Origin of the sequence: Rhizobium sp. J15 (assembly GCF_002531825.1) — a bacterium.
Classification (GTDB): domain Bacteria; phylum Pseudomonadota; class Alphaproteobacteria; order Rhizobiales; family Rhizobiaceae; genus Rhizobium.
On sequence record NZ_NWSX01000006.1, the window covers coordinates 186703 to 206453 of the forward strand.

18 protein-coding genes are annotated in these 19751 nt (G+C 61.7%); 13 read left to right on the forward strand and 5 right to left on the reverse strand.

From position 1 onward, the window contains the following. The first annotated feature begins 143 nt into the window (after nucleotides 1-143). Complete coding sequence (locus CO670_RS07350) at nucleotides 144-605, forward strand: molybdenum cofactor biosynthesis protein MoaE (RefSeq protein ID WP_097589727.1); 462 nt, start codon at nucleotides 144-146, stop codon at nucleotides 603-605. 10 nt (nucleotides 606-615) lie between these two features. On the opposite strand, the gene CO670_RS07355 is transcribed toward CO670_RS07350, so the two are convergent. Next, nucleotides 616-1512, reverse strand: a complete 897-nt coding sequence (locus tag CO670_RS07355) for a branched-chain amino acid ABC transporter permease (protein WP_097589640.1) — start codon at nucleotides 1510-1512, stop codon at nucleotides 616-618. A gap of 65 nt (nucleotides 1513-1577) precedes the next feature. On the opposite strand from CO670_RS07355, the gene CO670_RS07360 reads away from it, so the two are divergent. Both CO670_RS07360 and CO670_RS07365 read left to right on the forward strand, forming a co-directional pair. Further along, nucleotides 1578-2123, forward strand: a complete 546-nt coding sequence (locus CO670_RS07360) for a CGNR zinc finger domain-containing protein (protein WP_097589641.1) — start codon at nucleotides 1578-1580, stop codon at nucleotides 2121-2123. After that, nucleotides 2120-2623 (forward strand): hypothetical protein, encoded by a 504-nt coding sequence (locus CO670_RS07365; RefSeq protein ID WP_097589642.1) that lies wholly within the window; start codon nucleotides 2120-2122, stop codon nucleotides 2621-2623. Before CO670_RS07360 ends, CO670_RS07365 begins: the two co-directional genes overlap by 4 nt. A gap of 72 nt (nucleotides 2624-2695) precedes the next feature. On the opposite strand, the gene ndk is transcribed toward CO670_RS07365, so the two are convergent. Together ndk and CO670_RS07375 are read right to left on the reverse strand one after the other, a co-directional pair. Beyond that, complete coding sequence (gene ndk / locus CO670_RS07370; RefSeq protein WP_004680549.1) at nucleotides 2696-3118, reverse strand: nucleoside-diphosphate kinase; 423 nt, start codon at nucleotides 3116-3118, stop codon at nucleotides 2696-2698. A gap of 81 nt (nucleotides 3119-3199) precedes the next feature. After that, complete coding sequence (locus CO670_RS07375; RefSeq protein ID WP_097589643.1) at nucleotides 3200-3889, reverse strand: glutathione S-transferase family protein; 690 nt, start codon at nucleotides 3887-3889, stop codon at nucleotides 3200-3202. A gap of 139 nt (nucleotides 3890-4028) precedes the next feature. Between CO670_RS07375 and CO670_RS07380 the strand changes: the two genes are divergently transcribed. From CO670_RS07380 to CO670_RS07405, 6 genes are all read left to right on the forward strand, one after another. Next, nucleotides 4029-4538: a DinB family protein gene (locus CO670_RS07380; RefSeq protein ID WP_097589644.1), complete on the forward strand. Its 510-nt coding sequence runs from the start codon at nucleotides 4029-4031 to the stop codon at nucleotides 4536-4538. A gap of 140 nt (nucleotides 4539-4678) precedes the next feature. Further along, a complete protein-coding gene (locus CO670_RS07385) occupies nucleotides 4679-5728 on the forward strand; it encodes a GGDEF domain-containing protein (RefSeq protein WP_097589645.1) in 1050 nt (349 codons plus the stop codon). A gap of 43 nt (nucleotides 5729-5771) precedes the next feature. Continuing rightward, on the forward strand, nucleotides 5772-7655 hold the full coding sequence (locus tag CO670_RS07390) for an ABC-F family ATP-binding cassette domain-containing protein (RefSeq protein WP_097589646.1): 1884 nt from the start codon (nucleotides 5772-5774) through the stop codon (nucleotides 7653-7655). 126 nt (nucleotides 7656-7781) lie between these two features. Further along, entirely contained in the window at nucleotides 7782-8630 is an 849-nt protein-coding gene (locus CO670_RS07395; protein WP_097589647.1) for a polysaccharide deacetylase family protein, read from the forward strand. Between the two features lie 188 nt (nucleotides 8631-8818). Next, nucleotides 8819-10858 carry a prolyl oligopeptidase family serine peptidase gene (locus CO670_RS07400; RefSeq protein ID WP_097589728.1) on the forward strand — a complete coding sequence of 680 codons (2040 nt, stop codon included), beginning with the start codon at nucleotides 8819-8821 and terminating at the stop codon, nucleotides 10856-10858. 202 nt (nucleotides 10859-11060) lie between these two features. Continuing rightward, nucleotides 11061-11984, forward strand: a complete 924-nt coding sequence (locus CO670_RS07405; protein WP_097589648.1) for a Gfo/Idh/MocA family oxidoreductase — start codon at nucleotides 11061-11063, stop codon at nucleotides 11982-11984. 56 nt (nucleotides 11985-12040) lie between these two features. On the opposite strand, the gene CO670_RS07410 is transcribed toward CO670_RS07405, so the two are convergent. Next, nucleotides 12041-12493 carry a DNA polymerase III subunit chi gene (locus tag CO670_RS07410; RefSeq protein ID WP_097589649.1) on the reverse strand — a complete coding sequence of 151 codons (453 nt, stop codon included), beginning with the start codon at nucleotides 12491-12493 and terminating at the stop codon, nucleotides 12041-12043. Further along, complete coding sequence (locus CO670_RS07415; protein WP_097589650.1) at nucleotides 12493-13983, reverse strand: leucyl aminopeptidase; 1491 nt, start codon at nucleotides 13981-13983, stop codon at nucleotides 12493-12495. Before CO670_RS07415 ends, CO670_RS07410 begins: the two co-directional genes overlap by 1 nt. 144 nt (nucleotides 13984-14127) lie before the next feature. On the opposite strand from CO670_RS07415, the gene CO670_RS07420 reads away from it, so the two are divergent. From CO670_RS07420 to CO670_RS07435, 4 genes are all read left to right on the forward strand, one after another. Continuing rightward, a complete protein-coding gene (locus tag CO670_RS07420) occupies nucleotides 14128-14898 on the forward strand; it encodes a phosphatase PAP2 family protein (RefSeq protein ID WP_097589651.1) in 771 nt (256 codons plus the stop codon). A gap of 100 nt (nucleotides 14899-14998) precedes the next feature. Then, complete coding sequence (gene lptF, locus CO670_RS07425; RefSeq protein WP_097589652.1) at nucleotides 14999-16180, forward strand: LPS export ABC transporter permease LptF; 1182 nt, start codon at nucleotides 14999-15001, stop codon at nucleotides 16178-16180. Next, on the forward strand, nucleotides 16177-17265 hold the full coding sequence (gene lptG, locus CO670_RS07430; protein WP_097589653.1) for an LPS export ABC transporter permease LptG: 1089 nt from the start codon (nucleotides 16177-16179) through the stop codon (nucleotides 17263-17265). The genes lptF and lptG overlap by 4 nt, the downstream gene beginning before the upstream one ends. Next, nucleotides 17265-19592, forward strand: a complete 2328-nt coding sequence (locus CO670_RS07435; RefSeq protein WP_097589654.1) for an LPS-assembly protein LptD — start codon at nucleotides 17265-17267, stop codon at nucleotides 19590-19592. The genes lptG and CO670_RS07435 overlap by 1 nt, the downstream gene beginning before the upstream one ends. Nucleotides 19593-19751 lie beyond the last annotated feature (159 nt).

The following is a 19751-nucleotide window of genomic DNA, read 5'->3' on the forward strand; positions in this document are numbered from 1 at the left end:
GTCCTCGGGCGCGGGAGAAGCACTTGCCAAAAGGAAAGAGTCGTTCACCGCGCCGACGCGCGGTGGCTGGATTCCTGTGACAAGCACAGGAATGAGGGAGGTTGCGGCTTCGGCAGCGCATCAAAGCAGCGGAGGATTTCGCTGTGACCATCCCCCCCACCATCCGCGTCCAGCGCGAAGACTTCGATCTGCAGGCCGAGGTCGACCTGCTCTCCAAGGGCAAGCCCGGCATCGGCGCGGTCGTCACTTTCTCCGGTCTCTGCCGCGATGACGGCGGTGTGCTGGCGGCGCTGGAGCTCGAGCATTATCCCGGCATGGCCGAAGCCGAGATGGCTCGCATCGGCAAACTTGCCGTCGAGCGTTTCGGGCTGCTCGGCCTGACTGCGATCCATCGCTACGGCAAAATCGCCGTGGGTGAGAATATCGTGCTCGTCGTCGCGGCCGCGCCGCACCGGCAGGCGGCATTCGACGGCGCCAATTTCGTCATGGATTTCCTGAAAACCGCCGCCCCCTTCTGGAAGAAGGAGCACGGCAAGGACGGCGCCGCCGGCGACTGGGTCGCGGCGAAGGACGCCGACGATGCGGCGCGCGACAAGTGGAAGTGACCGGCTTTTTCTAAAGAATCACGCGCTCCCTGCGGCTCATGACCAGGAGCAGGACGAGCAGCGAGAAGATGACGAGATCGCGCCAGACGAAGGGGCCGTAGGCGCCCCACATGGTTTCGACGACGGCGAGCGCGGCGGCGCCACCCGCCGAACGCAGTGGATCGGAATAGCCGCCGACGGCTGATATCAGCAGCACCTTCAGCCCGAACATCAGCCCGGCGCCGAAATCCATCGAGCCGTAATAGAAGGTCGCGAGGATGCCGCAGATCGTGGCGACAAGGCTCGCCGCCGCATACGCAACGAGAAAGACGCGATCGGCGCTGGTGCCGCAAAGCTCGGCCGCCAGCGGATCGTCGGTGACGGCGCGCCAGACGCGGCCCCAGGCCGTGCGCTTTAGAATGAGAGCACCGATCGCCACGATGGCCGACATCAGCACCGTATCGATCAGTTGAATATAGGTGAGCGTCACCTTGAACGGCCCGTCGCTCCAGAAGATGACGACATCGTTCAGGAACGGCGGCAGCCAGATGGCCCGAGTGTCGGAGGCAAGCCGGGCGGTTTCCATCAGCACGATCATCATGCCGAGGGCGGCGACGATGACCGTGTTCGGCGACTTCCTAACCAGCGGCAGCATGATCGAGCGGCCAATCCATAGGCCTGTCCCGAGCGAATAAAGGATGGAGGCGCAGGCGCCGACGGCCAAAGCCGCCGGCAGCACGAGCCAGAAGCGGTTGAAGGCTAGTTCCGTGAAGAGCAGCAGGATCTGGCCCGAAAAGGCGAAGATCGCCCCATAGGTGATGTCGGCGCGCTTGGTCACGCCGAAGGCGACGGCATAACCGAAAGCGAGCGCTGCATAAAGCGCGGCGAGCGGAACCGCATTCGCCAGCTGCTGCAGAAGATAGGCCATTCCAGACACTCCGCGTCGGCAAAATTATAACTGGTAAAAGCTATTTCGCCAGTTATAATTTCGTCATGAGCTTTTCCTGGACCCCTCACCGCTTTGCGGGCGGCGCACTGGCGCTCGATGTCGCCAACAGCGTCGTGCTGCGCCACGACACCCATCGGCGGATCGACCGCTTCGCGGTTCGGGACCAGATGCTGAGCTTTCCCAGCGCCGCCGCTCAATTCTGCGCCGAACGCGCCCTCTTCGGCGATGTCGCGCCGGTGGCCGGGGAAGAAGAGGCGGATTTTATTGCGCTCCGCGAAGCGATCGACCTCTATTTCCGCAAGCGTATACTCGATGGCGGCGACGACGGGCTGCTGGCCGGCCTGCTGGAGGCGCTGGCAAAGACCTTGCGCAGCGCGAGCCCCGGGGGTCTCGCCGCGGCGACCGCCCATTCGGTGCTGCGGCTGATCGCCATGCCGGATCCGGAGCGCATGAAGATCTGCGGCAATTGCGGCTGGCTGTTCATCGATCGCAGCAAGAACAGGAGCCGCGCCTGGTGCGACATGGCGGTCTGCGGCAACCGCGCCAAGGCGAACCGGCACTACCGCCGCAAGAAGGAGGAAATGCCATGAGGAAACAGCTGGTCATGATGGCGGCAGCCGCCGGCCTTCTGCTGTCCGCCTGCCAGCGCCAGGCCGAAAATCTGGTCGAGGTGACCGGCCATCTCTTCGTCTTCAACTACCGCGTCGCGAGCGCCACCTATCTGCTGACGCTGAAGAAGACCGGGCCCATTCCCGACGGTTCGTTCATCATCGCCGAATTCGAAAATCCTCAAGGCGGCGCGCCGCTGATGCTGAACCAGAAGATCTATCCGATCGACGACAAGATCGCGCTGCAGAGCGAAAACCTGCATTGCGTGCGCAAGGACCGCCCCTATACGGTGAATGTCCGGCTGGTCGACAAGGACGGCAAGGTGCTGCAGGAACTGCAGACGCAGTTCCGATCCGACCTCGACCAGACCGTATTGCCGAGCAAGCCGCTCGTCGTCGGTGCGCTTTATGACAAGAACCCTGAGGTCTTTAAGCCGGACGGCAGCGTCGATTTCTCGAATGCCGACAAGTGCCCGGCATAGAAAAAGCCGGAGCGAAGCTCCGGCTTTCGAGAGTCAATTCAAGGCATTGCCAGACAATGCCGAAGTGTGGCCTCAGCCGACGATTTCGGTGTCGGAGAACCAGTACTTGATTTCCTGGGCAGCCGTTTCCGGAGCATCCGAGCCGTGGACGGAGTTTTCGCCGATCGAAAGGGCGTGAACCTTGCGGATCGTGCCTTCGTCAGCGTTTGCCGGGTTGGTCGCGCCCATGATTTCGCGGTTCTTGAGGATCGCGCCTTCGCCTTCCAGGACCTGGACGACGGTCGGGCCGGAGGTCATGCCTTCGACGAGTTCGCCGAAGAAGGGGCGATCCTTGTGAACGGCGTAGAAGCCTTCAGCTTCGCGGCGGCTCATCCAGACGCGCTTGGAGGCGACGACGCGCAGGCCTGCGTCTTCGAGCATCTTGGTGATGGCGCCCGTCAGGTTGCGCTTGGTTGCATCCGGCTTGATCATCGAGAAGGTGCGTTCAATCGCCATAGTCAAATCCTCTGTTTTCTCGGGAAAAGTGGGCGGTCTTTACCCGCCCCAACGCCCGAAAACAAGAGGCCGGCGGCAATTTCACGCCGCTGTCACAGTCCGACCGCGGCTTTCATGGAGATCGAGGCAGCGTTCGAACCAAAGCATGACAGGATCGTCGGCGGCCAGCATGGTCAGGCCCGAGGAGACACGCAGCCATTGCAGCGCGCCGAAGACGATATAGTCGGCAAAGAGCGGCGTCTGCCCGCCGATGAAGGGCTGGAACTTCAGCATATGCCGGAGCGGCTCCAGCTTGGCGGCAAAAGCCGCCTTCTCCGCCTCGCTGTCGGCGGCAACCACTTCCAGCGGATTGCCGAGCCTCACCTCGCGGCTTTCGCGGAAATAGGCCTTGTCTCCCTCATCGAGGATCGCATGGATGTCGAGAAGGGCGATCCGCATGATTGCCGGATGGATGATCATCTGGGAATAGCCTTCCACCATGCGCGACAGCGCCTTGCCGCCTTCACCGTTGAAGAGCGACGGCCGCTCGGGATAGGCCTCCTCCAGATAGAGGGCGATCGCGAAACTATCCGGGATCAGCCGGCCGTTGTCGTCGAGCACCGGTAAGGTCGGGGAGACACCGCCGCCAATCGCGCGGATGCGGGTATAGGTCGTCGGAATCTCCTCGAAATCGAGACCCTTATGCGCCAGCGCCATCACCGCCTTCCAGCAGTGAGGAGAGAAGAAGTGCCGCTCGTCGGCGCCGCACAGGGAATAGAGAACTCTGGTCATATCAGTCCTTTCGAGATCGCAGCTTTCTCCATTCGACGACAGAAGGCGCCGGCGATCAAATCAGGAAATTTCATGGGCACATCACTGCGATTTTCGGGCAAACCGGCTAGACTGCCCCAACGAGAACGGGAGGGACCGGATGCTCAGGCAATACAGCATGTTCGCCGCCTATAACCGCTGGGCCAACGCGCTCGTCTACGCGGCAGCGGCAGAGCTCAGCGATGCGGAATTTCATAGCGACCGCGGCGCCTTCTTCGGCTCGCTCCACCGAACGCTCAATCACCTGCTCGTCGCCGACCGGATTTGGATGAAGCGCTTCACCGGCACGGGCGAAGCGCCGTCTACCCTCGATGCCGTGCTCTACGAGGAGTTGGAGACGCTTACCGCAGCACGCCGGGCTGAGGACGAGCGTATCGTTGCCTGGACCGGCACGCTCGATGAGGCAAGCCTTGCAGCCGACTTCACATACAGGATGGTGACGCGGCCGGTCGGGATCACCCAGCCGCTGTGGACGGCGCTTGCGCATCTCTTCAATCACCAGCCCCATCATCGCGGCCAATGTCACATGACATTGACGGCGCTCGGCAAGCCGAGCCTCCAGCTGGACCTGATCCACTTCCTGCGCAACGAGGGACGCGAGTGGATGTGAGGCAGACATCAAGACTGAATTAACCGCCTTTGCCGGTTCCCACCGCCAATCGGGCGTTTCCCTTCGCAAATTCAGCCTCTCTTAAAAGCTTGCGGGCATAGCGGAACATCAGAGATGAGGCCGGGCCGCGAGGGATCGTCATGCAGAATGCAAGCGCAAACGCACTGGTGCCGCGCGAGGCCGCGCGCCCGTCGCCGGCGGCCGACATTCAGAGGATCGCCCAGCATATGGCGCGGCTGAATGTCGCCGCGCTGCCGCGCAATTACGAACTCTTCCACGAGGCGATTATTGGCCTCAATCCCGGCCTCGCCCAGGATATCGCCGCGCTCGGACCTCAGCCGCAACAGGCGATGCTCGACGAACTCGGGCTGAAATACCGCCTGGTCGGCCATTGCGGGCTGGCGGGCGAAACGTCACGGAACGAGGCAAGCCGGATGCTGCGCGACGTTGCCGAGCGGCTCGCCGAAGACCTCAGGCACAAGGACGCCTTCGCGCGCGCCTGCGGCACCATCCTGAAATCCGTGTCGGGCCACGAGGACCAGAGCCTTGCGGCCTTCATCAGCGAACTCGACTATCTCTCCGCCTCGCTCGCGACGGTGCTGTCGGCGGAAATGGAAACCGCAGCCAGGCTGCAGGAAGACATCAAGGCGCTGGAAGTGCTGGAGCGCGGGATTTCGGCGATGCAATCGGCCGCCGTGGCCGACAAGATCACCGGACTTGCGAACCGCATTGCCCTCAACCGGACGATGGCCGAACTCTATGAGCGCGAAGAGGGAGCGGCCGGCAGCGCATTGATCATGGTCGACATCGACAATTTCGCCGATCTCAACGGCCGATACGGCACCCAGGCCGGCAACAAGCTCCTGAAGAAGCTCGCCAGCCTCTTCCGCAAATCGATCAAGAAGAACGATTTCGTCGCCCGCACCGAGGCCGACGAATTCGCCTTCCTGTTTTCCAATGTCGGCATGCAGGATGCGATGGCGATCGCCGAGCGTCTGCGCACCTCCGTCGAGGACAATCTCGTCTTCTCGACCTCCGACACATCAGATCCCGGCAGGCTCACCGTTTCGATCGGCGTCGCGCTGAGCGCCGATGCGGCAAGCCCCGGACAGCTACAGGCCAATGCCCGCGTGGCGCTTCTCGCCGCACAGTCGAACCGCCGCCTGCCGGTCCAGGCCTTCGGCCGCTGAAGCACTCTTGCCTTGACGGGCGCTTTCGGCCAAAACGCCGGCCATGATCACGATCACAGACATTTCCGCCCGCATCGCCGGCCGCCTGCTTCTCGACAATGCCAGCGTGTCGCTGCCTTCGGGCACGAAGGCCGGCCTCGTCGGGCGTAACGGCGCGGGCAAATCCACGCTGTTTCGTGTCATCACCGGTGATCTCAGCGCGGAAACCGGATCGGTATCGATCCCCAAGGGTGCGCGCATCGGCCAGGTGGCGCAGGAAGCGCCCGGAACCGAGGATTCGCTGATCGAGATCGTGCTTGCGGCCGACAAGGAACGCGCGGCACTTCTTGCCGAAGCCGAAACGGCGAGCGATCCGCACCGCATCGCCGAAATCCAGATGCGCCTCATCGATATCGATGCGCATTCGGCCGAAGCGCGCGCGGCAAGCATTCTCGCCGGCCTGGGCTTCGACCAGGCTGCGCAAGCCCGTCCAGCCTCCTCCTTCTCCGGCGGCTGGCGCATGCGCGTGGCGCTTGCGGCCGTGCTGTTTGCCGAGCCGGATCTGCTTCTGCTCGACGAGCCGACCAACTATCTCGATCTCGAAGGTACGATGTGGCTGGAGGACTATATCCGCCGCTATCCGCACACCGTCATCATCATCAGCCACGACCGCGACCTCTTGAACAACGCGGTCAATTCCATCGTGCATCTCGACCAGAGGAAGCTCACCTTCTACCGCGGCAATTACGACCAGTTCGAGCGGCAGAAGGCGGAAGCCGACGAGCTGCAGACGAAAGCCAAGGCGAAGAACGAGGCGGCGCGCAAACATCTGCAGAGCTTCATCGATCGCTTCAAGGCCAAGGCCTCCAAGGCGCGGCAGGCGCAGTCGCGCGTCAAGGCGCTCGAGCGCATGGGAACCGTCGCGGCCGTCATCGAAGACCATGTGCAGCCGATCACCTTCCCCGAGCCGGAGAAGCAGCCCGCTTCGCCGATCGTCGCGATCCAGGGCGGCGCCGTCGGCTATGAGCCCGGCAAGCCGATCCTGAAGAACCTCAGCCTGCGCATCGACAATGACGACCGTATCGCCCTGCTCGGCTCCAACGGCAACGGCAAGTCGACCTTCGCCAAGTTCATCTCCGGCCGGCTGGCGCCGGAGAGCGGCGAAGTCCGGCTCGCGCCGGGCCTGAAGATCGGCTTCTTCGCGCAACATCAGCTCGATGACCTCATCCCCGAGCAGTCGGCGGTGGAGCATGTGCGCCGGCTGATGCCGGCCGAGCCGGAAGCCAAGGTGCGCGCCCGCGTGGCGCAGATGGGGCTCGCGACCGAGAAAATGGCGACGGCCGCCAAGGATCTTTCCGGCGGCGAAAAGGCCCGCCTGCTGATGGGGCTTGCCGCCTTCCATGCGCCGAACCTGCTCATCCTCGACGAACCGACCAACCATCTCGACATCGACAGCCGCCGCGCGTTGATCGAAGCGCTGAACGACTACGACGGCGCAGTCATCCTGATCTCGCACGATCGCCACCTGATCGAAGCGACGGTCGACCGCCTCTGGCTGGTCAATGGCGGCACCGTCACCAGTTTCGAAGGCGATATGGACGAATACCGGGACCTGATCGTCAGCTCCGGCAGAAAAAAAGAAGAGAAGCCGCAGGCCGCCGACGAGACGACATCGAAGGCCGACCAGCGCAAGCTCAATGCGGAAAAGCGCGCCTCGCTGACGCCGCTCAGGAAAAAGATCAACGAAATCGAATCCTTGACGGCCAAGCTGGAGAAACAGATTCAGGCGCTTGACGCAGAACTTGCGGACCCCGCCCTCTACGAGAAAACGCCCGCCAAGGCCGCCGAGAAGGCAAAGCAGCGCGGCGAGGCCGCGGCAAAACTCGCCGCCGCCGAAGAAGATTGGCTGATGCTGTCGGCCGAATATGAAGAGGCGATGGCAGGATAGCCACAGCCATCAATGAAACGCGGCGAAGCGCCACGTTTCGGCACAATTCCGGCCGATCTCAACCGATCGTTAACCATAATTCGAAAGGTTGCCTCAACATTCATTACTGATTTGTTGAGCCCTTTCATGCATCGTTTTTTCGTTCTGTCCTGCATCGTCCTGACAGCCGCCCTCACCGCCTGCGGCACGACCAGACAAGCTCCTGACACATCGATCAAAACCTCCTCGGTGATTGCCCCCGAAGGGCAAAAGCCTGCCGATATGGCCGATGGCGATGCCACACCGCTCCTTCCGGCCGGCCCGCATCATCTGGCCGGACGAACGCTGGAGGTCGGCTCGCTTGCCGATCTCAAGCTCGACAACAAGGAAGTGATCCTGAGTTTCGACGACGGTCCGGTGCCCGGGCGGACGGACAAGGTGCTGGCAACGCTCGACCAGTTCGGCGTCAAAGGCGCCTTCATGATGGTCGGCCAGATGGCCGAGATGCACCCGAAGCTCGCCCGCAAGGTGGCGATGGACGGCAATACGATCGGCAGCCACACCTACCGGCACGCCAACCTGAATGCGCTGAGCTTCGAAGCGGCGATGGCCGAAGTCATGAAGGGCGAAATGGCGGTGACCAAGGCGACCGGAACGGATGTCTCCTTCTTCCGCTTCCCCTACCTTGCCGAGAGCCATAAGCTGCGCGCCGCAATCGCCATGCGCGACATGGTGGTCATGGATGTCGATATCGACAGCAAGGACTATTTCACCGGAACGCCGGCCTCGGTGACCCAGCGGACCATGGACCTGCTGCACAGACGCGGCCACGGCATCGTCCTGATGCACGACATCCACAAGCGGACCGCGACGATGCTGCCGACCCTGCTGTCGAAACTCGAGGCCGAAGGCTACAAGGTGGTGACGCTGAAATTCAAGGGGACTCGCGCCCCGAGCAATCTCGTCGCCTCAGCCGATCTCACCACGACCCGCTAAGGCGGGTTGCAAAGGCGGGACCGGCTGTCCTCGAGCCTTTCCTGGTCAGATTGAAGCATTCTGCCGGAGCAGGTTGGCTGAAACGGGCCGGTCGATCATCCGACTCCTTTTGAGCCAACAGAATGCTTCAATCTGACCAGGAAAGGCTCTAAACCAGTGCGATCGCAATGAAAGCCGATAGGTCCGACATGAATCTTCACCTCGAAACGGACGACGATCTCCGCACCCGCCAGTTCATCGACGAGCACAACGCGCACTCGGACACGGCGCTTAGAACGGCTGAGTTCGCCGCGGATCGCGATGCGATCAAGGCGCTGATCGAGCGGCAGGACAGGCTGATCATCCCAATGCGGCGGGGCAGCTGGCTGTTCGACTTCCGCCAGACCAAGGACAATCCGCTCGGCGTCTGGCTTCGCCTGCCCGCCAGCCAGAACCCGTCGCCTGATGCCGAGTGGGAGCCGGTATTCGATCTCGACGCCTTCTGCGTCAGCGAGGGCAAGCGCTGGAACTGGCGCGGCGCCGTGACCTGCCCCTGGGAGCCGACGCGTGTGCTGCTCCTTCTGTCAGACGGCGGCTCCGACCTTCTCCGGTTGCTCGAATTCGACGCCGAAACCAGGCAGGTCGTCGAGGGCGGCTTCGACACCCCCGCCGTGCGGTCGCACGCCAATTGGCTGAGCCGCGACGAAATCTGTTATTTCGGTTCCATCGACCGATTTTCGGCGACCCGCTCCGGATGGCCGCGCGTCGGGCGGCGGCTGAAGCGCGGGCAGCGGCCGGAAGATGCCGCCGTCATGTTCGAGGCTGCGGACGAAGATGTCTACGGCTCCAATCTCGTCATCGACCCCGCCCTGTCCGGTGGCTCGCGGGATGCCGGATTGATCAGCATTTTTGTCGCCGGTCATGAGATCGGCGTCGCAAGCGCTTTTCTCATCGACGACGATGGTAAGCGGCAGCGCATCGATCTGCCTGCGGAGGCCGACTTCCAGTTCAATCGCAATCATTGCCTCTGGAGGGCGAAGACCGACGAGCGCGTTCCCACCGGCAGCCTCGTGCTGCAGCGCTTCGATCCGACATCTGAGAGCGTGCTCGGGCCGAAGCGGATCCTGTTCCAGCCCGGCGAAGGCCAGTCCATCTCACAGCTGATGCTGATGCGCGAATGGTGCGTCTTCATCATCTCCGACCGGCTGCGTCCGCGTCTGATGGTGCTCGATCTGACAAGGCAGGATGCCGAACAGCGCGAGATCCCGCTGCCCGCGGACATGCAGACGGCCCATTTCAGACCACTCTACGCGGATCTGCATCTCGGCGACGATACGCTTCATATCGTCGGCCAGGGTTTTCTGCAGCCTCCGGTCTGTTACCGCCTGGAACTCTCGGATCGCAGCAGAGAGGCCGAGCCGGTTTTTGTCGCGGCCGCACCGAGTTATTTCGATGCAACGGATATGTCGTCCGAACTGCTGGAAGCTGTCTCAGAAGACGGAACAAGGGTTACATATCGGCTGGTGTTGCCGAGGCAGTGGACCAAGGGAGAACTGCCGGTGCTGCTTTATGGCTATGGCGGCTTCGATGTTGCTCTCTCGCCGAGCTATTCCGGCGTAACGGGACGCTGGCTGGAGCAAGGCGGCGCCTTTGTGCAGGCCTATATCCGCGGCGGCGGCGAATTCGGACCCGACTGGTATCGCAGCGCCAAGCGGCAGGGACGAGACAAAGCCTTTGCCGATTTCGTCGCCATTGCCCGCGATCTCGTTGCCCGCGGCTACACCGTGCCGTCGCGGATCGCCTGCCAGGGCGGCAGCAATGGCGGCCTGCTGACGGGCGTCATGCTGACACGCTATCCGCAGGATTTCGGCGCCGTCTGGTGCCAGGTGCCGGTGCTCGACATGACGCGCTTCCATCTGTTCAGCGCAGGAAAAGCTTGGATGGACGAATATGGCGACCCCGACATGCCGGAGGACCGGGATTTCATGCTCGGCTATTCGCCGCTTCACAATGTCAGGCCGGCAGCCGAGATCACCTATCCGCCGATCTACATCGAAAGCTCGGCCAATGACGACCGCGTGCATCCCTCGCATGCGCGCCGCTTTGCCGCGCGGCTCGAGGAGGCAGGGCATCGGCCGTTCTTCCACGAATTCGGTTCGGGCGGGCATGGCGGCGACGGCAATTCCGAGGAGCGCGCGGCCCGCGTAGCGATGGGTTACAGCTTCCTTCGCCAGACCATCAAGCGCTAAAGCACGTCGCGTAAAACTGTGCAGCGATTTTTGCGGCAACGACATGCGTAAAAACAAGGACCTAAGGCGGCAGGAGCGAACCTGAAAGATCGCGACGCGCCTTAGGATGCGATAGAATGCAGGAGGAGAGCTTGTCGGCGCTCCTCTTTCTGCTACAAGAAGCGCAATAAATCATACTTTTCACAGGCTCGAGCGAAACACCATGTCTCCTATCAACCTCGCCATCGTTGGCGTCGGCAAGATTGTCCGCGACCAGCACCTTCCCTCCATCGCCAAGAACCCGGACTTCAAGCTCGTCGCCACGGCAAGCCGCCACGGCACGGTCGAAGGCATCAACGCCTATACGACGATCGACGCGATGCTCGATGCCGAGCCCTCGATCGATGCCGTTTCGCTCTGCATGCCGCCGCAATATCGCTACGAGGCAGCCTATAAGGCGCTCGTCGCCGGCAAGCATGTCTTCCTGGAAAAGCCGCCGGGCGCAACGCTCAGCGAAGTTGCCGATCTCGAGGCGCTTGCCGCAAGGCAAGGCGCGTCGCTCTTTGCCAGCTGGCATTCGCGCTATGCGCCGGCCGTCGAGGCTGCCAAGGCGTTTCTTGCCTCGACCACGATCAACAGTGTGCATGTGATCTGGAAAGAAGATGTCCGCCACTGGCATCCGAACCAGGAATGGATCTGGCAGGCCGGCGGCCTTGGCGTTTTCGATCCCGGCATCAATGCGCTGTCGATCGTCACGCATATCTTGAGTCCGATCTTCATCACCGGGGCCGTGCTCGAATTTCCTGAAAACCGCGATGCGCCGATCGCTGCCGACATTCGCTTCCAGAACGCGGAGGGCCTGCCGGTTCACGCCGAATTCGACTGGCGCCAGACCGGCAAGCAGAGCTGGGACATCGTCGCGGAAACGGCTGCCGGCCAGATGGTTCTCTCCGAAGGCGGCGCCAAACTTTCGATCAACGGCACGCTGACATTCGCCGAGCCGGAGCAGGAATACCCCTCGCTCTACCGCCGCTTCGCCGAAATCATCAAGGCCGGCAAATCGGATGTCGATCTCGCACCGCTGCGCCATGTCGCCGACGCCTTCATGCTCGGCAAGCGGAAGTTCGTCGAAGCCTTCCACGACTGAGTGATTGGCGGTCCTTGCCTGTCGGCCCGACGGCAAGGACCATCCCGACGGCACGTTTAAGCCTTCTTCTCCCAGCGCCCTTCCGGCGTCTGCTGCCAATAGGTGAGGTTATGCCCCTCGCCTTTCAGCCTCTTCCATTGCGAGCGTGCGGCGTCCAATTGCGCCTGGTCGTGACCGTCGAACATGAAGACGATGCGCTCATAGGCGGCGACGACCGGCGGCGGCTCGGCGCCGTCGACGATGAAGCGCACGGTGGCTGCGTTGGCATTGTCCGATGTCACCGTCAAAAGTACCGGCTGGCTCTCGGCGAAATCCGCCTCATCGGTGCCATGCGGCAGGAAACTCTCCTCACGAAAAGTCCAAAGATGCGTATCGAGTGCATCGCGCCGCGCCGGCTCCCGCGTCTGCACGGCGACGCGCCAGCCGCGCTCGACGCTTTTGTCGATGAGCGGCGGAAGCGCATCCTCCAGCCTGGTTTCGGTCAGATGATAGAAGAGAACGTCGGTCATCAGGCTTCATAGTGGGCGCGGACGAGCTCGTCGAGCAGGCGCACGCCGAAACCGGACCCCCAGGACTGGTTGATCTCGTCCTGCGGCGAGCCCATCGCGGTGCCGGCGATATCGAGATGGGCCCAAGGCGTCTCCTGCACGAAGCGCTTGAGAAAATGCGCCGCCGTGATCGAGCCCGCCTGCCGGCCGCCGGTGTTCTTCATGTCGGCGAACTTGCTGTCGATCAGCTTGTCATAGTCCTTGCCGAGCGGCATGCGCCAGAGCTTCTCGTTGGTCGAAAGCCCGGCTGCCGTCAGTTGCCCCGAAAGCTTGTCGTCATTGGAGAACAGGCCCGCATGCACATTGCCGAGTGCGACGACGATCGCACCGGTCAGCGTGGCGAGATTGATCATGAACTGAGGCTTGAAACGATCGTTGCAGTACCAGAGCGCATCGCAGAGCACGAGGCGGCCTTCGGCATCGGTATTGATGACCTCGATCGTCTGGCCTGACATGGAGGTGACGATATCGCCGGGACGCTGGGCGTTGCCGTCAGGCATGTTCTCGACCAGGCCGATGATGCCGACAGCGTTGACGGCGGCCTTGCGGGAGGCAAGCACATGCATGAGGCCGGTGACGGCAGCGGCGCCGCCCATATCGCCCTTCATGTCCTCCATACCGGCCGCCGGCTTGATCGAAATACCGCCGGTATCGAAAACCACGCCCTTGCCGACGAAGGCGACGGGACGATCCTTGGGTTTTCCGCCTTTCCACTGCATGATCGCAAGACGGGGCGGGCGCACCGAGCCCTGGGCGACGCCGAGAAGGGCGCCCATGCCGAGACGGCGCATCTCCTTTTCGGTGAGGATCTCGACTTCGACGCCGAGCTTTTCCAGCTCCTTCGCCTTGGCCGCGAACTCGACCGGACCAAGCACGTTCGGCGGCTCGTTGACGAGGTCGCGGGCGAGATTGACGCCGCCGGCAATCGCTTCGGAATGGGAAAAGGCCTTCTTTGCGCCGGCGGGATCGGCGGTGACGATCGTCACCTTCACGGATTTCGCCGGCTTTTCCTCCTCGTCGTTCTTCTTCGTCTTGTAGGTATCGAAGCTATAGGCGCGCAGCAGCAAACCGAGCGCGAAATCGGCGGCTGCCCGGGCCGTCGTCTCGAGGCCGGGAACATCGATGAAGATTGCGGCCTTGTCGGTATTCTTGATTTTCGATGCAGCGGCACCTCCGGCCCTCAGCCAATCATGGGCGGTGAGTTCGGCAGCCTTGCCGAGCCCGATGACGACGATGCGCTCGACGGGGGCGGCTTCGGGAGCGACGATATCGAGCGCGGCCATGGATCTCGCGGAGAACCGGCCGATCCTCGCAGCCTTGGCGACCACGCCGGCCGGATCGACCGTTTCGGCGCCCGCAGCGCTCTCGGCCTCAGTCGACTTCAGCAGGATCGCCAGGCCGCCGTTGAGTTTTGCCGACTTTGAGAATGAAATTTCGAACTTTGCTGACATGTCTTCTCCGCTGGGATTCTTCGGGATCCGTTCCCGGCGGATAATTTCGTGTTTGGCGGGTCTGTCAATGGCTTGCGACAATTGTTATGGTCGCCCGCGGCCATCAGGGCCTCTCTGTTTTCGTCAGTTCCGTAGATATTCGCGTTGACAATTTTTTCGAAAAATCGATGGCACGGCTCGGCAATCCGCCTGCCGAAAACGACTTTCGGTGCATTCGTGCTGCTGTTCTGGACGTGGTGGGCGCTGCTTGCCGTGTTCCGCGCCTTTCCCGAAATAGACATCTATTTTTCCCGGCTTTTTTTCGTGGCGACGGATTGCGATGCGACCGCCGCCGGCAGCATCTGCGGCGGTTTTCCCTATCGCGACTCGGGGAATTTCGACCTGCTGCGCACCATCTTCCTCCGCCTGCCCTATGTGGTGGCGATCGTGATGCTGTGGAAATTCATCGAATGTTATCAGCAGCATGGCGCGACTTTCAATGCCGAGAGGGCGCGCAAGCTCAAAGTCGCATTGGGAACGCTGCTGATCGGGCCGGTGCTGCTCGTCAATGTCATCCTGAAAGAACACTGGGGGCGGCCGCGGCCGCTGCAGACGGACATTTTTGGCGGCTCGCTGCATTTCGCCGAGGCGGGTTCGCTCGCCGGCAAATGCGTGTCGAACTGCTCCTTTGTCTCCGGCGAGGCGGCGAGCGCCGGCTGGCTGCTCTGCCTGCTGCTCTTCGTTCCGAAATCGCTGCGCTACGCAATCGTGCCGCCCGTGGTAGTGATCTCGATCCTCACACCGGCGATGCGGCTATCCTTCGGTGCGCATTACCTTTCCGATGTCGTGCTGGGATGGCTTTCCACGATCGTCATCTTCGCCGCGCTGCTGGCATTAACTGAGTCGCAACAGGGCCAAAAAAATTCTGAAATTTGAATGAATTTTTGACACCAGCTTGTCGCAAAAGCGCGACAAAGAGCGTAGAGGGATTCTCCTGCAAGCCGCTTGGGCGTGCAGGGTGCTTTCAAGGGCCGGCATGAAACTACTCGAGACATACATATTACGGCGCGTCGGCCAGATGTTTCTCGTGGCGCTGCTGCCCGTGCTGGCGATCATTTGGACGACACAGGTTCTGCAGCGCATCAACCTCGTCACCGACAGCGGCCAGTCGATCGGTTCGTTCGCCAAGCTGGCGACGATGATCCTCCCGTCGATCATTCCCGTCGTGCTGCCTTTCGCGCTTGTCATCGCCATCACCCAGACGCTGACGACGATGAACAACGATTCCGAACTCACCGTCATCGATGCAGCCGGGGCGCGGCGCAGCATATTGATTCGTCCGATCCTGCTGCTTGCCGCCGTCATCAGCGTCTTTTCCTTCTTCGTCGACAACATCGTCGAACCACGGGCAAAGACGGTGGTCCGCCAGATGATCGCCGAGACTTATGCCGACCTTCTCTCCTCGGTGATCGAGGAGAAAACCTTCCGCAAGCTCGATGAAGGCCTCTATGTGCAGATCTCGCAGCGCATGGCCGGCCGCATGCTGAAAGGTCTGTTCGTCGCCGACGAGCGCGATCCGGCCTACGAACTGATCTATTACGCCAAGGAAGGCGCCGTCGACGACAAGGGCACCACGCTGATCATGCATGACGGCGAGGTTCACCGCAAAACGCCTGACGGCAACGTCTCGGTCATCAATTTCGATTCCTATTCCTTCGACCTCTCGGACATGACGGAAAATCGCGGTCAGGCGACGCTGCGCGCCAGCGACCGGGATCTGTGGTTCCTGCTCAACCCTGATCCGACCGACAAGGACTATACGATCCGGCCGCAGAGCTACCGCGCCGAGCTGCACCGGCGGCTGACGGACTGGATTCTGCCGGTCGTCTTCGCACTGTTTTCCCTGGCGATCGCCGGCGATGCGCGCTCGCATCGCGAAGCCCGGCTGCATCCGATGGTCAGCGCGCTCACCTATGCCTTCGCGCTGCGCTGGGCGGCCTTCTACGCAGCCAATCAGATCGACACCGATCCTGAATATATCGCCGTCCTCTATGCGATCCCGATCGTCAGCAGCATCATTTCGATCGTCTTCCTGGGCCTGCACAAGCGACTGGTCATGCCTTCGTTCATCCGGGATCGGATCTCGTCGTTCTGGAGACGGATGCAGGAAAGACTGCTCGCTGCTGCAGGCAGGACCGGCGGGGGCGCTACCCAATGATGTTCGGCACATTGTCGCGTTATTTTTTTCGTCGCTATCTGGCGACGACGGGCTGGTTCCTGATCGGCGTGTCGGCGATTGCCTTCCTCCTCGATTTCAGCGAGACGGCGGGCCGCATGTCCGGCCTGCCCGGCTACACGATCGGCGGCGGCATCCTGATGACCGCCGTTCGCCTGCCGCTTATCCTGCAGCAGACGGTGCCGTTCATCACGCTCTTCGTCGGCATGACGGTGCTGATCGGGCTCAACCGCAAATATGAGCTCGTCGTGACGCGGGCCGCCGGCATTTCCGTCTGGCAGTTCATGTTTCCCTTCATCGTCGGCTCGCTGGCCATCGGCGTGCTGACGATGACGGCGCTCAACCCGCTTGCCGCCTGGGGACAGCGTCAGGCTCTTCTCGTCGAATCCGACTGGCGCGGCGAGAATGCGGTCCTGCGCAAGGCGCCGCAGATTCCGTGGCTGCGCCAGATCAGCGGCAGAGACGATGTCATCATCGGCGCCCAGACCGTTCAGGAGAACGGAACAAAGCTGATCGACGCCGTGCTGATCCATTTCGATTCAAGCGGCCAGGTCATTCTGAGACAGGACGCCGCGACGGCAAAGTTGGAAGATGGTTACTGGCAACTTAACACCGTCGTCGAGCGCAAGCCTGGCGAAATCCCCGTGCGCAAAGCTTCGGTTCAACTTCGCACCAATCTGAAACAAGATTTCGTCCAGGAGCGGCTGACAGCGCCGGAAACAATTGGTTTCTTTGACCTTTCGAACCGGATTGCAGCGGCCAAATCCTTCGGCATCTCAACCAAGGCACTGGAGACGCAATTCAACGCGCTGTTGTCCCAGCCGTTACTGCTGGTGGCGATGACTCTCATTGCTGCAACAGTGTCCCTAAAATTTAGCCGGTTCAACCAATCCCGCTCCGTGATTCTGGGTGGCATCCTCGCGGGCTTCGTGCTTTATGTCATCACCGTGCTTGTAAAAGCATTCGGAAGCAGTGGAGTCGTGCCTCCTTTCGTGGCGACGTGGATACCGGTGGTCGTCGCGTTGGCGTTGGGCGCGACTATTCTGCTTCATCAGGAGGACGGCTAGTGGCGGCAGGCGACCGCAAGTACTTTAGTAAACAGTTGGTTGCCCTGCTTGCCGGCGCGACTCTATGTTCCTATTTCAGCAGCGTGCCGGCCTCTTTCGGCCAGGTCGCGGCGCCCGAACAGAATATCCAGCAGAAGATCCCCGAAGGAGCCAAGCTTCTCCTGTCGGCCAATGAACTCGTCTATAATCGCGATGCCGACATGGTGTCGGCGATCGGCGGCGTGCAGATCAACTATGGCGGCTACAAAATGGTCGCTCAGAAGGTCGAATATAATCAGAAGACCGGCCGGATGACGGCGATCGGCAATGTCGAGCTGGTCAGCCCCGACGGCAACCGCATCTACGCCGACAATCTCGACGTGACCGACAATTTCGCCGACGGGTTCCTGAACTCGCTGCGCATCGAAACCTCCGACAATACGCGTATCGTCGCCGAAAGCGGCGAGCGGGTCGGCGGCACGCTGATGATTCTCAACAAGGGCGTCTATACGGCCTGCCTTCCCTGCGCCGAAGATCCCAAACGTGCGCCCTTCTGGCAGGTGAAGGCGAAGCGCGTCATCCAGAATGGCGAAACGCACACGGTCCGGCTGGAGAGGGCGCGATTCGAGCTGCTCGGCCATCCGATTGCCTTCCTGCCGTTCATCGAAGTTCCCGATAACACGGTGAAGCGCAAGTCGGGCTTTCTTTTCCCGACGATGAGCCTGTCGCAGAATCTCGGTTTCGGTCTTTCCATTCCTTATTATTATGTGATCTCGCCGAGCATGGATGCGACGGTCACCGCCACCGGCTACACGGCCCAGGGCTTTCTCGTCGAAGGCGAGTTCCGCCAGCGTTTTGAAAATGGCACGCATATCCTGCGCGTCGCCGGCATAGACCAGGCAACCCCGGGCAATTTCAGCTCCGGCACCAGCGATGCCGAAGCCGAGCAGCGCGGCATGGTGGCGTCGAAGGCCGAGTTCCGCATCAATCCGCGCTGGACGTTCGGCTGGGACGTCATGGCGCAGAGCGACAACAACTTCTCGAAAACCTATAAGCTGCGCGGGCTCAGCGGCACGGATCGCACCAACCAGATCTACCTGACGGGATTGGGCAAGCGGAATTATTTCGACATGCGGGCGTTCTATTTCGACGTCCAGGATGCCGACCGTACGAACACGGCTGAAAAGCAGCAGGCGATCGTCTATCCCTCGCTCGACTATCATTATGTGGCGCCGCAGCCGCTTGCAGGCGGCGAGCTGTCAGCCGATGTCAACCTGACGAATATTTCGCGCACCCATGACGACTTCTATACCGTCGACGGCTTCGACCGCTTCCGCGGCCTGAAGGGGCAGACCTCGCGACTGAGCGGAGAACTGCAGTGGAAGCGTACCTATGTCACGCCGACCGGCCTGGTGATCACGCCGCTGCTGGCCGCGCGCGGCGACGCTTTCGCGCTGAACATGGACGATCCGACCGACTATGCCGGCAACTATTATGACGGCAATTCAGCCACCCGTTCGATGTTCACCGCCGGGCTGGAGATGCGTTATCCGATCCTGATGACGACTGACAACAGCACCCATATCCTCGAGCCGATCGCCCAGATCTATGCCCGCCCGGATGAGCAGCTCGCCGGCCGGCTGCCGAACGAGGATGCGCAGAGCTTCGTCTTCGACGCCACCTCGCTATTCGACCGCGACAAATTCTCTGGCTACGACCGTATCGAAGGCGGCACCCGCGCCAATGTCGGCATCCAGTATACCGGCACGTTCGACAGCGGCTACAAGCTGCACGGCATCTTCGGCCAGTCCTACCAGATCGCCGGACAGAACTCGTTCGCCACCGATGACCTCGTCAACGTGGGCGCGGATTCGGGCCTCGAAACCACTCGCTCAGATTATGTGGGTCTCGGCGGCATCGAAACGCCGTTCGGCGTTTCCGTGACGGCCTCCTATCGCCTCGACGAGAAGGATTTCGATTTCCGTCGCGGCGACCTGACGACGGCTTACCAGAACGACACCTTCGCCACGCAGGTGACCTACACCCATCTCAGCGCGCAGCCTGCATATGGCTTCGCCGACGACAACGACGAGATCCAGACCAACAGTAGCATCAAGTTCAAGGACTATTGGTCGATCTTCGGCGGTATCGCCTGGGATCTGAACAATGATGTGATTAGCCGCCGCACACTCGGCCTCAGCTACGAGGACGAATGCACGATCTTTACGATCGCCTATACCGATACGAGGGACTCCGACGAAGAGTCGGCAAGCGACTGGACGATCGGCGCGCGGCTTACCTTCCGCACGCTCGGCGACATCAAGATCGGCACCGATAGTATTGAATGACGGACGGGGGAACATGACCTCAAGTCATTCTTTCGCCGCAAGCCTGTGCAGGACATTGCCGCCAGTCGATATCTGAGGCATAGCGGTCTCGCGCCATGATGGAAGCGATTTCCGCGTGTCTCGCACTGTGGTAAGAACGCCGCGAACACGTCTCGCGGC